Consider the following 11,694-nt stretch of genomic DNA (forward strand, 5'->3'; position numbering starts at 1 on the left):
GGTGAGTGAGTCTATAGACTCCCTCACCCGCCACAGACAGCCGCCCATATCGGCCCGGGCGCCAGGATGCTTGGGGGTGCAGGGCGTCGGGGAACGGGGTTGGGGCCTGCGGGGGGGGCGGGAACTTGGGGGAGTCCGCGGTGGTTGTGTCTGTCGGAACTCCCGGAGGTGGTTCGCGATGTTCTTCGGTCGCCACAAGACGACCCTCCCGACTGCCGACCAGGCCCTGCCCGGCCGCGGCACGCCGATCTTCACCGGCCCCGACCGTCACACCGTCCTCGGCACGTCCTTGCTCGGCCCCTTCCCGGAGGGGCTGCGTACGGCGGTGTTCGGGATGGGCTGTTTCTGGGGTGCGGAGCGCAAGTTCTGGCAGGTCCCGGGGGTGTACTCGACCGCGGTCGGCTACGCGGGCGGGATCACGCCCAACCCGACCTACGAGGAGGCCTGCTCCGGCCTGACCGGCCACACCGAGGCCGTGCTCGTCGTCTTCGACCCGGCGAAGGTCAGCTTCGCCGAGTTGCTGCGGGTCTTCTGGGAGGCGCACGACCCGACACAGGGCATGCGCCAGGGCAACGACGTCGGCACCCAGTACCGGTCGGCGGTCTACACGACCGGCGAGGACCAGGCCGCGGCCGCGCAGGCGAGCCGGGACGCTTTCCAGCGCGTCCTCACCGCCGCCGGCTACCCGGAGATCACCACGGAGATCGCGCCCGCCGGCCCGTTCTACTACGCCGAGGAGTACCACCAGCAGTACCTGTCGGACGCCAAGAATCCCCACGGCTACTGCGGCCTGGGCGGAACCGGAGTCAGCTGCCCCGTCGGCCTCGCGTCAGCGGAGTCCTGAGCGATCGCCAGCCGGTTGGACCAAGCGCTCCGACCGGCTGGCGGCCAGTGTGTCCAGACCCGTGGCCGGTGTCGGAAGGGTCAGGGCGGGCAGCGCAGGTCGGGACTCCCGAGACCCATGACCAGGTCGCAGTACGCGGCCCGGGTGACCTGCCAGCCCGCCGGGGTGAGCACCGCCTCGCCGAAGGCGCCCGAGGGGCTGCGTGCCGCCAGGCAGGGCCTGAGGAGGCACTGTCGGGTCGGTGAACGAGACCCACAGCCCCGCCGAGACGGTGCCCGGGGCGACGACGAGCATCTGATCGATCTGCACCGACAGGGTGGCCGCGAACCGGGGGTACCGGGCCGCCACCTTGGCGCGCAGTGAGGCCAGTGCCGGGCCGTCCTGCACCGCGGCGGCGAACCGGTCGTCACGGACGCCGGCGGTGAAGGCGTCGTGGAACGCGGTGCGGATCGCCTCCGCCGTCGTTTCGTCCGGTGGCACCGGCGGAGGCGGCTGCCCGACGAGTGTGAGCCCCTCCGCGACGCGGGCGACGACTGCCGGGTCGACCGGGCCGGGGCCCGCGCCTTCGACCGCCACCAGGGCGCCGTCCGGCGCCGTCCACAGCAGGGCGGCGCGGTAGCGGTGGTCGGCAGGCTGGCCGGCGACGGTCGTCTGGGTGACGTCGACCGCCCCGACCTGCCCGAGGAGGTTGCCGTCACTCAACTGGGCGGCGGCGTTCGGCGCAGTGTAGGGATCCCAGGTGACGGTCACCCAGACCAGCGCCGGCGAGATCAGGCCGGCGGCCGGCGCCGCAGGCGCGGTGGAGCCTGACTCGGCCACCGCGGCCGGGTCGGTGGCGCCGGGCAGCGCGAACTGGCTGATGTAGGTGAACGGGCCGAAGAACCCGGCCGCCTCAGTCAGAGAGGGAAAGTCGCCGCCGAGCCCGTCGATGGCGAAGGCCAGGTTGTTCGGTGCGTCCGAACCGGGTGAGGCGTAGACCCGCGCCGCCAGGTCGCCGCGGTGGGTCATCCGGGTGGGCAGCCAGCCGACGGTGAAGCCGCCGTGGGGGTGGGGCGTTCTGGACATCGGTGGGGTGGCCTCCAACGGGTCGGTCGAGGCGACGACGGTGGCGGCGGAGCCACCGCCGAGCAGGCGCGGGGAGGTCGCGATGCCCACGGCGACCAGGATGACCAGGCCCGCGACGCCGCCGATGAGGCCCCGGGTGCGTCGGCGGCGGGCCTGGGCACGGACGCCGGCGGCGAACGCGGCCGGTTCGACGGGGGCGCGGCGGCGGGCGAGCGGCCCGCGCAGCGCCCGGATATCTCCGGCCAGGTCGTCGGCGGTCGGTGTGCGGTTGGTCGGTGTGGGGTCGGGCGGGGTGCGGCCGGCGACGGTCACAGTGCCTCCCCTGGAGCGCGGCGGGCCGGCGCGGGACAGACCGCCGCGGCGAGCTCATCGGTGGCGGTGGCGGTGTCCACGCCCTCGTTGGCCAGGACGTCGGCCAATGGGCCGACGGGGGGCGTGGGTGCGCGGCCCGGTGGGGCGAAGCCGCGCAACTGGGGGCTGTTGCGCAGCTTCGCCAACCCTCGGGAGGTCTGGGAGCGGACGGTGCCGACGGTGCAGCCGAGGACGGCGGCGACATCGGCCTCGGGCAGGTCGTCGAAATAGCGCAGCACCAGCACCGCCCGCTGCCGGGATGGAAGAGCCCCCAGCGCCCGGATGAGGGCCTCGTTCGCGGCGAGCCGGTCGGCCGGGTCGGCGGCGCTGGAGTCGGCCGGGTCGGCGGTCCACTTCCCGTTGACGAGCAGCGGTACCTCGCTGACCCGCGCCCGTAGCCTGCGCCAGCGGGACGTGGCCGCGTTGACCAGGGCACGGGCGGACGTAGGCCTCCGGCTTCGGGTCGTTCGTCTGGCCCCTGTGCCGGTAGGTGCGCTCGAACGCACCCTGCAGCAGGTCCTCGCCCGCCGCCCAGTCGCCGCTGACGAGCAGCACGGCGCTCAGTAGCAGTCGATCCGCGCAGTCAGCGACAAAGTGTTCAAAGCTGGCGTCGTCGGCAGGCACGGCCTCGTCTCCCTGAGAAATATCGCCGTTGCCCTGTTCCGTACGCATCCGGCCCATCCCGCGATGCCTCGCGAACCAGACTCGTCGGCAGTCACCTGCGAAGAGCGTCCTACTTCGGTCCCGCGGTGGCCGCGGGTGATCGCCTTGAGGGTGTGGGTGCGGGTCCCGCCCGCGGGCTCAGGCGTCGACCACCCGGCGCCACGTCTCGTCGGTGATGACCACGTGGTCGAGGAAGCGCAGGCCCAGCAGCGCGGCCGACTCCCGAAGCCGGGTGGTGACGCGGCGGTCGTCCGCGCTCGGCTCGGGGTTGCCGTCGGGGTGGTTGTGGGCCACTCCGAACGACGAGCCCCCGCAGCGCAGCACGTAGCCGAGCAGGTCGCGCATGCTCAGCGGGCTGTGGCCGGACGCGCCCTGCGTGAGCAGCCGCGCCCGCAGGATGCCCGCGTTGCCGTCGCAGACGACCACGACGACACGCTCGCCGCGCAGGCCGCGCAGCAGCGGCGCGGCGGCCTCGGCCAGTGCCGCCGTGCTGGTCAGCCCGGTGGCGCCGGCCGCCGGGGGCCGGGCGCGCCGGCCCAGGTGGAAGGCCGCGCAGACCCGGGCCGCCTTCGCCGGCCCCACCCCGGGCTGCGCGATCAGCTCCTGCGGGTCGGCCCGTGAGAGCTCGTACAGCCCGCCGTGCCGGGCGATGAGCCGCCCGGCGAGATCGACCGCGTCACAGCCGGGCGAGCCCGACCCGAGCAGGAGCGCCAGCAGCTCGCGATCGGCGAGTGCCTCGGCGCCCGCGGCCAGGGCCCGCTCGCGTGGCCGTTCCCGTATCGGAAGATCCTTCACCCGCATGGCTACCCCGTTCATGGGCGAGTGACATCACGAGCCGGGCCCGCCGTGCCCGGCGTCGTATCACGGTAGACGGCGGGTACGACGGGTTCCGCCAGTCGCGGCGCCCCGGGGGTATCGCAACGTCGCGGGGCGCCTGCGCGTCTGTTCTGTGCCTGCACACTTCGGCGCGTGGGGGAACATGTGACTCGCCGTAACAACGACCACCGGACGTGGGACGAACTCAGCCGCCCGGAACAGCGGACCGGGCTGGCGCTGCTCGCCGCCGTCGGGCTCGTCGCGGTGATCGGGGTGTGGTTCCTGATCGGTGGTGACGGCGCGGACGCCGAGACCGGCGCGGCCGCGCCCCCGACCATCGACCTCGAGGCCGAGCTGGCCGACTGGTACCAGTCCACGTCGGCGGTGCGCACGGACGTCGCCAGGGCGGCCACCGACGTGCGCACCCACATCGGCGCGAACGACGGGATCTCGCTGCGGCCAGCCTGTGAGGTGCTGGACCGGGCGGCCCGGGACGCGGCCGAGATCCCGGCCGCGCCGCTGGAGTCGGCGGCTCGGACCTGGTCCGACGGCGCCGCGGCCTACGCCGGCGCGGCCAGGGCCTGCGGCAACCTCTTCGACGGCACGCCCGTCCCGCCGCCCACCCTGCTCACGCGCACGACGTCCGCCCTCGACACGGCGGACGGCCTGTGGGCTCGGCTGGCGTCCGACCTGGGTGAACCGGCCCTCGTGGTCCCTCCGGCCTGAGCCGGCCGGGTTCGGGCGGCGTGGCTTCGATGCTGCGACACTTCGGCTGATGGACTACCCAGCACAGTTCGAGGCCCACGCCGACGCCCTGCTGGCGGCCGCGTCGCGTGATCTCGACGCACCCGTCCCGAGTTGTCCCGGCTGGGACTGCCGCCGCCTGGTCTCCCACGTCGCCCGGTTGCTCGCCTCGACGGTGCGCCACCTGCCGCGGGGAACGACCGATCCGCCCGAGCTGGTGCCCCGCCCGCCCGCGGAGGCCGGCGAGCTCACCGCCTACTACCGGCGGATGGTCACCGAAACGCTCACGGTGCTTCGTGACGTCGATCCGGGCGCGCCGGCCTGGACGTTCGTCGCCGGGTTCGCCCCCGAGGTGGCCGGGTTCTGGCCGCGCCGGCTGGCCAACGAGTTCCAGGTGCACGCCTGGGACGCCGCCGCCGCGTTCGGTGCGCCGCCGGAGCTGGTCCCGCAGCTGGCCGCGGACGGCGTGGACGAGGTGCTGACGGTGCTGCTGCCGGCGGCGCGTGCGGCCGGGATCTCGCCGCCGGGCGAGGGCACCGCGCATGTGCACCTCACCGACCTGCCCGGCGAGTGGCTGGTGCGTCTGAACGGCCCCGCCGTCACGGTGACGCCCGAGCACGCCAAGGGGGACGCCGCGCTGCGGGGGCCGGCCGGGCCCGTCCTGCTCGCGTTGTGGGGGCGGCTCGATCCGGCCGCTCCCGGTCCGCGTGGGGACGGCCTCGCCGTCCACGGCGACGCCGCCATCCTGGCCGGGCTGCGGCCGGGCTGATCAAGGCCGTCCCGGTGCTCGCGGGTGCGGCGTTCCCGCCGGCGTGTCCTCAGGGATCCGCCGGCGGGAACGCCGCCGGCTCACGAAGTGCCGGTGGGCCGGCGGAACAGCGTGGCGGTGGGGGCCGCGGCGGTCAGCGTGGCCTTGGCCGGGGTGAACAGGAAGGACTTCTGCGGCAGGCCGTCCGGGCCGAGGAAGAACGCCTGCTCGATCGAGTCGACCTGGATGCGTGCCCCGGTGTCGTATCCCGCGCCGATCAGCCGGGTCGCCTGGATGGAGGCGATGTCCTCGGCGACGGTGCCCGGCGGGAGCGCGATCGCGGTCTGCGCGGGGGAGTCCCGCTGGATGGACCACGCCGGATACACCCCGCTGGAGCGGAACGTGTTGGGGTTGCCGGAGAGCCGGACGCCCACGGACAGCCCGACCCAGGCGTCGTCGGTGTTCGGCTGGCCCAGCGTGCTCTTACGGATGACCAGGTACAGGTAGTTGCGGGGATCGCTGATCAGGTCGGTGGACGACGCCTCGGGGGCCTCGGTCACCTTGCCCTCGCGGTTCACCTCCTGGGCCATCACCCAGTACGTCCACGGGTTGCGGTCCATGACCCGCTCGCGGGCCTCGTCCGCCTGGTCCAGGGGCTCGCCCAGGGCGAGGGAGAAGCGCATCTTGCCGTCCGTCGGGTCGCACATGTTGTTGTTCAGCGTGCAGGTCTGCAGGACGGGGTGGGTGCCCTCGAGACGTCCGGTGAACGGGGCCTGGACGTGCTCGGGCGCCTGGATCACGGCGCTGCCCGGGACGGCGTTGCCGGCGGCGTCGACCTCGACCTGGTAGGTCCACTCGATGTCGGTGGTGCGGCCCCAGCGGGCCATCAGCGCGGGCGTGGACGTCCCGCCGTCCTCGTTGCTCCAGATCATGGAGTAGGTGAACAGGCGGTGCCCGGAGACCGCGGTCGGGGCCTCGGAGTAGAAGGCGACGAGCGGGGCGTCGGTGAGGGCGTTCTGGAAGGGGCCGGTCGCCGGTGTCCCGGGCAGAAGCGCGGGGTTGACCGCCGTGCGCCCGTAGAGCACCGGGGCGTTGCGGGCCGCCGCGTACTGGGGGTCACCGGGCGCGATCGTGCGGAAGGCGAAGTCCGACAGCTTCGCCGTGGACGACCCCTGCGGGGAGCGGTCCTCGGCGAACAGCAGCCGCAGGTTGTGCTTCCCGGGGGTGAGCGCGCCGAGGGCCAGGCCGCGCCGGATCGGGAACGACGCGGGGATCACCACGTCCGTCGTGTAGGTGCCGTCGACGAACACGGAGACCACGGCGGACTCGGAACCGACCGTTCCCCAGGAGACGCCCGGGGCGGACGTGGTCACGTCGAGCACGACCTCGCCCGCGTTGTCCACGCTGAACGGGACGGTCGTCTCGGCCGCGCGGTCGAGCACCACCTCGGCGGGCGCGGCGGGCGCGTCACCGCTCGAGTCACACGCCGCGACGGTCACGGCGAGCAGGGTGGCGGCGAGCCCGCCACCGAGCAGTCGGCGAATTACCCCAGGCACCCGATTCTCCTTCTGTGATCCGGGAGCACCCGCCGCGCTGCGGCCGTCCCACCCGTCCCGAATCGTCACGCGATCCTGCGTTTCTCCATCCTGACGTCTCAGCCGCGTTCGGTCGCAGCCGGCCTCCCCCTAATGGGGGTGTCATCCTGGAAGGTCCAGTTGGCGGGCACCCGTTTGGTCACTCTTGGTTGAGGGTGCGGGTGGGGTTCGGACGTCCGCGAGCGGGGTGGCCGCTGCCGCGGGTGGCGGATGTCGCTCGCCGCGACGGCCGGGAATCCCTCCGAACGTGCCCGCGGCGGACGCGGAGGCGCAGGCCCGTCCGGCATCATTCTTGAGGGGTACGTGCAGCAGGGGTGCGTGAGCGCGTGGAGACAGACGCCCGGAGCCAGGAACGCTCGTACCCATGGCACGCCATCGGCAGCCAGATCAGGGCTCCCCGCCGCACGGGTCGTCGGCTGGGTGGGGAGCCGCCCGACCACAGGCCGTCGAAGCACGCGGGGAGGCACCGTGCGCAAGTTCGTGATCATGGGCGTGCAGGGCAGCGGGAAGGGGACCCAGGCGAAGCTGATGGCCGACGAGCTCGACCTGGTCCACATCAGCGTGGGCGACGTGTTCCGCTGGAACGTGCAGAACCACACCAAGATCGGCGCGCAGGTGCGGCGGATCGTGGCCAGCGGGCACCTGGTGGGCGACGACCTCGTCGAGTCGGTGGTCCGCACCCGGCTCACCGAGCACGACTGGAACTACGGGTTCATCATCGACGGGTTCCCGCGCAACGCCAGGCAGGCGGAGTTCTTCCTGGAGAGCTACGACATAGACGGCGTCATCTACCTCGACCTGCCGGACGAGGAGGTGGTGCGCCGGGTGCTGGCCCGCCGGCTGTGCTCGCGATGTGGTCTCGACTACAACCTGATCGCGAGCCGGCCGCAGATCGAGGACACCTGTGACGTCTGTGGGGGCGCGCTGGTGACGCGCTCCGACGACAACCCCGAGGCCCTTGCGGTGCGGCTCTCGGAGTACCACGCGAAGACCCGGCCGGTGATGGAGATCTTCCAGCGCAAGGAGCAGGTCGCCGTGGTCGACGCGCGGCGCTCCGTTCTGGAGGTGCAGGCGGAGATCCGCGACCAGTTCGCCCTGCCGTCACCGCGCGCGATGGCACGGTGACCGACTCGCCCGACGGATCCACTCTGGCCCGGTGATGATCCGCCGGCCCGGCGGTAATCCCCCGGGCCGGTGGAGTCACTGCTTCTGGAAGACGACCGCGATCGCGTTCGCGGAGCCGACGCCGGCGGCCCCGATCGTCCCGGTCACGCCCTTGCCCCGGAACTCGATCGAGCTGGCGATGYCGGCGACACCGACGTCCCGGGTGATCTCGTACCCGGCGGCCGGCAGCGCCTGGCGGTAGAAGGCGCGGGCGGCGTCGCTGTCCACGCCCTCCATCGTGAAGGTGGAACGGCTGCCGGCGGTCGTCCCCACCTTCACGGTGGCGCCGGGCGGGATCGGGAAGTCGGGCGGGATGTTCGTGCCGCGCAGCGCCTCCGCCCCGGTCGCCGTGTCGACTCGACCGACGCCGGGCAGCGACGTCGGGAGCGCGGTCGGGATCGCCGTCGGCAGCGAGGTCGGCAGGGACGTCGGCAGGCCGCTGGGCAGGCTGGTCGGAAGGCTGGTAGGCAGGCTCGCCGAGGGCTTCGGGACGTCCAGGTCGCCGTCGGAGCCGTTGCAGCCGGCGAGGGTGACCGCGGCCACGGCCGCCATCCCCACCGCCAGCAGTCTGCCCCGGCATACCCGCGGCCCGACCTGGGTGAGGGCGATTTTCGGCATGCCCGGTCCTCCCCGTGCTCATGATCGCGCCGTGCCGCCGCGGCCCGTCATGCGGCGGATCTACACAAGATCGACTGAGGACACCCTAGCGGCACGTCGTCCGAACCCGTCTCATCGTGTCACGAACGCGACGACTCGCCGCATCCCGCCGAACTCGCCCCGCCCCCCGGAACTCCCCGCATCCCGGGGGAACTCCCGGCATCCCCTGCGAACCAGGTGGATTGGGCGGGGGACAAGTGGGGGACAGGGAACTACGTGCCACCCGGAGGCGGGACCACCGCCGCCTCGGGCCCGGCGCGGGCGGGCGCCGCGGGCGGGGTCGCCCGGGTTGGGCGCGCGGCGCGGTCGCACGATTCCGGCGACTGATCGTCAGGCCTGCTGGTCATGGCGTTTTAGCCCACTGTGCCCCCATTGTCCATACCTGGAGTCAGGGAGTGCGCACGGAGCCGGTCCGATAAGTGTCACCCCATCTGGGGGGTGCCTTGGGCGGCTTACACCTGTACGTTCCTTTTGTGGCGGTCACGAACAACGCGGTGATCGGTGTTGCGCTGGGGTACATCGAGGCCAACCCCGACGAGACGGACCTACTACGTTCCCTGATCGTGCTTGCGCTGCATGGGCCGCCCGTCGTCACCCGCTCCACGACTCCGGCCCATGTCACGTGCAGCGCGGTGCTGGTCTCGCCCGACTGGCGGGTGCTGCAGACCAGGCGGCGCCCCGCCAGGAACTGGCGGCTGCCGGGCGGGCACATCGACCCCGAGGACCAGTCGCTGCTCGGCGCCGCGCTGCGCCACCTCGCGACGGAGGCCGACATCGAGGCGAACGGCCTGATCCCGGCGAGCGTGTTACCCGTTGACGTGACGGCCCACCCCATCGACGCCGTCCCCGCGCTCAGCGAGCCCGAGCACGTGCACTACGAGGCCACTTTCCTGCTGCACGTCGACGACCGCACGCTGCCCGAGCCGTCGGGCCGGGGGATCTCCCGCCGCTGGGTGAACCTCGCCGACGTACGCGGCAAGCTCGGCGACAAGCTCCGGCTGGCCTCCAACCGCGCCGAGGTCTGACCTACCGCTCCGAATGACCTCGGACAATGTGTTCCGTGATGTGACGGATCCGCGTCCGGGTTATTTCTCGGCCACGGCGTCGGCCGGCCTGGTCGCTGTGGCCGGTGAAATCCGCGAAACAATACGCGCACCCTCTTCTCCCGCGTCCCGGCCGCCGCTACACACATCTGGTGGCAGCGCGCGGGACCGGCCGGCGGGGGACGACCCCTGTCGTCGATGGCCCTGACCCTGGCGCTGGTCGGCTGCATCGCCTGCTCCTCGTGCCTTCCCCTGCCACGGCGGTCCTGCCCGCTCCCGGTGAGGCCCCCGCCGCGCCAGCCGCCCGCGATTCCCCTCGGGCGGACGGCGACGGAGTCGACCCGTTGAGCACCCCGCCGACCGTCCCCTGATCGGGGTCAGGGGACGATCGGAAAAATATCCGGGCAGTACTGATGGATCTTTAGCTGAAAGCGATTCGACAAGCACGGCCACTCCGGGCGGACCGGATTCGGCGAGCGGGCCGGACGGGGCGACCAGTGTGGTGGGTGGGCCCGGTGTGGTGGCGGTCGCCGCCGGGTGGCCGGGGCCGATGCCCTCGCCGCTGGCTTCCGTGGGTTCCTCTCCGGGCGTCCGGGTCACGCCAGGGCCGCCGTCCATGACCCGGTGACCGGGCGGACCGTCGAGGTGACCGACCCGCGCAGGACGACACCACAGCCCCGCCCACACAGGTCGGTAACCCCGCAGCCCCCGCCACGCATCGGCCGGTGGAGGGGTGGGGGGCGGGCTTCAATGTGGATCCCTGCTCTCCGAGCCCGCCTCGGGATGACGCCGGGTTCGGCCGGACGGTCCTGCCTGGGACAACGTCCGGCTGACGACGGGGCGCGGTCGTAGGCTCCTGGAACGGGTGCCGGCGGCCGAGTGCCGGGTGCCGGTGAAGGGGAGCGGCGTGGACACGATTCCGATCCGGTTCGTCGACGGTCACATGGTGCTCGACATCGCCGAGTCACTGTCGACGGTGCGCTGCGACGGCAGCCACCTGTGGCTGGGCGGCGACGAGACCGTGACGATCGAGCGGGTGACCCGCTCGGCGGACGGCGACTGCTACGGCGGGCACGTGAGCTTCCAGGTGGGCGACTTCCTGGCGCTGCCCGAGCCGGCCGACGCCGACGGGGTCGTGCCGGAGATCGACATCGAGGGCCTGGACCTCGCAGGCGGCTACCTCTGGTTCACCGGGTCGCACGCCAGGACGCGCAAGCGGGTGCGGCCCGACCACGCCACCGAGGCGGCGCTCACCCGGCTCGCCAAGGTGAGCAACAACGCCAACCGGCACATCATTGGCCGGATACCGGTCGTGGAGACGCCCGACGGGCCCGTGCTGGCCGCATCGGCGCCGGACCCGGCGAACCCGGGCCGGAAGTTGTCGGCGGCGGCCCTGGGCCTACGTAAGAGCACCCGGCTCACCCGCGCGCTGCGCGACGACCCGCACCTGGGACCCTTCCTCACGATCCCCAGCAAGGACAACGGCCTGGACATCGAGGGACTGGCCGTCGTGGGGGAGCGGATCTACCTGGGCCTGCGGGGCCCCGTGCTGCGCGGCTGGGCCGTCGTCATCGAGCTGCGGCTGGCCGGCAGCGACGGCCCCGACCTGCTGCTCGCCCCGCTCGACGACGGCCCCTACCGCAAGCACTTCCTCGACCTGGGCGGCCTCGGGGTGCGCGACATGATCCCCTACGGGGACGACCTGCTCGTCCTTGCCGGGCCGACGATGGATCTCGACGGCCCGGTCCGCATCCACGCCTGGCGGGGCGCGGTGCGGGCGGAGACGTCCGTCGTGGTGCGTGGCACCGTCATCGAGAAGATCATGGACGTCCCCTACGGCGATGGAGTGGACCACGCCGAGGGCATCACCCTGATCCCCGACCCGGGTGGTTCCGGCGGGCAGGCGCTGCTGGTCGTCTACGACAGCCCCGCTCCGCACCGCCGCCGGCACCGCCACGAGATCATCGCGGACGTCCTGCCCCTGCCGCCCGCCGCCGGCTAGCC

General features: G+C 73.0%; 10 protein-coding genes and 1 pseudogene. 6 read left to right on the forward strand and 5 right to left on the reverse strand.

The window, feature by feature from the left end; genetic code table 11:
- Positions 1–178: 178 nt before the first annotated feature.
- On the forward strand, positions 179–844 hold the full coding sequence (msrA, locus tag BBK14_RS00615; protein ID WP_071059264.1) for a peptide-methionine (S)-S-oxide reductase MsrA: 666 nt from the start codon (positions 179–181) through the stop codon (positions 842–844).
- Here msrA and BBK14_RS00620 read toward each other — a convergent pair.
- The 3 genes and pseudogenes from BBK14_RS00620 to BBK14_RS00630 form a co-directional block, all read right to left on the reverse strand.
- Complete coding sequence (locus BBK14_RS00620; protein WP_071059266.1) at positions 830–2,221, reverse strand: hypothetical protein; 1,392 nt, start codon at positions 2,219–2,221, stop codon at positions 830–832. The genes msrA and BBK14_RS00620 overlap by 15 nt on opposite strands.
- A pseudogene (locus BBK14_RS00625) lies at positions 2,218–2,932 on the reverse strand (SigE family RNA polymerase sigma factor). The gene BBK14_RS00620 and the pseudogene BBK14_RS00625 overlap by 4 nt, the downstream one beginning before the upstream one ends.
- Positions 2,933–3,061: 129 nt before the next feature.
- Positions 3,062–3,739 (reverse strand): JAB domain-containing protein, encoded by a 678-nt coding sequence (locus tag BBK14_RS00630; protein ID WP_241831012.1) that lies wholly within the window; start codon positions 3,737–3,739, stop codon positions 3,062–3,064.
- A 165-nt stretch (positions 3,740–3,904) separates the two neighbouring features.
- Between BBK14_RS00630 and BBK14_RS00635 the strand changes: the two genes are divergently transcribed.
- Together BBK14_RS00635 and BBK14_RS00640 are read left to right on the forward strand one after the other, a co-directional pair.
- The gene (locus BBK14_RS00635) at positions 3,905–4,465 is read left to right on the forward strand and encodes a hypothetical protein (RefSeq protein ID WP_071059270.1); all 561 of its coding nucleotides are present in this window, start codon (positions 3,905–3,907) and stop codon (positions 4,463–4,465) included.
- A gap of 49 nt (positions 4,466–4,514) precedes the next feature.
- On the forward strand, positions 4,515–5,252 hold the full coding sequence (locus BBK14_RS00640; RefSeq protein WP_071059438.1) for a maleylpyruvate isomerase N-terminal domain-containing protein: 738 nt from the start codon (positions 4,515–4,517) through the stop codon (positions 5,250–5,252).
- Positions 5,253–5,332: 80 nt separating this feature from the next.
- Here the strand turns inward: BBK14_RS00640 and BBK14_RS00645 are convergent, their stop codons facing one another.
- On the reverse strand, positions 5,333–6,787 hold the full coding sequence (locus tag BBK14_RS00645; RefSeq protein WP_071059271.1) for a hypothetical protein: 1,455 nt from the start codon (positions 6,785–6,787) through the stop codon (positions 5,333–5,335).
- Between the two features lie 507 nt (positions 6,788–7,294).
- Here BBK14_RS00645 and BBK14_RS00650 point away from each other — a divergent pair.
- Complete coding sequence (locus BBK14_RS00650; protein WP_018502151.1) at positions 7,295–7,951, forward strand: adenylate kinase family protein; 657 nt, start codon at positions 7,295–7,297, stop codon at positions 7,949–7,951.
- A 75-nt stretch (positions 7,952–8,026) separates the two neighbouring features.
- On the opposite strand, the gene BBK14_RS00655 is transcribed toward BBK14_RS00650, so the two are convergent.
- Entirely contained in the window at positions 8,027–8,608 is a 582-nt protein-coding gene (locus BBK14_RS00655; RefSeq protein WP_071059273.1) for a hypothetical protein, read from the reverse strand.
- Positions 8,609–9,120: 512 nt separating this feature from the next.
- Between BBK14_RS00655 and BBK14_RS00660 the strand changes: the two genes are divergently transcribed.
- Complete coding sequence (locus tag BBK14_RS00660; protein ID WP_071059275.1) at positions 9,121–9,672, forward strand: NUDIX domain-containing protein; 552 nt, start codon at positions 9,121–9,123, stop codon at positions 9,670–9,672.
- Between the two features lie 925 nt (positions 9,673–10,597).
- Positions 10,598–11,692 (forward strand): DUF3616 domain-containing protein, encoded by a 1,095-nt coding sequence (locus BBK14_RS00665; RefSeq protein WP_241831013.1) that lies wholly within the window; start codon positions 10,598–10,600, stop codon positions 11,690–11,692.
- The last annotated feature ends 2 nt before the right edge of the window (positions 11,693–11,694 follow it).

The organism is Parafrankia soli, from assembly GCF_001854695.1.
Classification (GTDB): Bacteria; Actinomycetota; Actinomycetes; order Frankiales; family Frankiaceae; genus Parafrankia; species Parafrankia soli.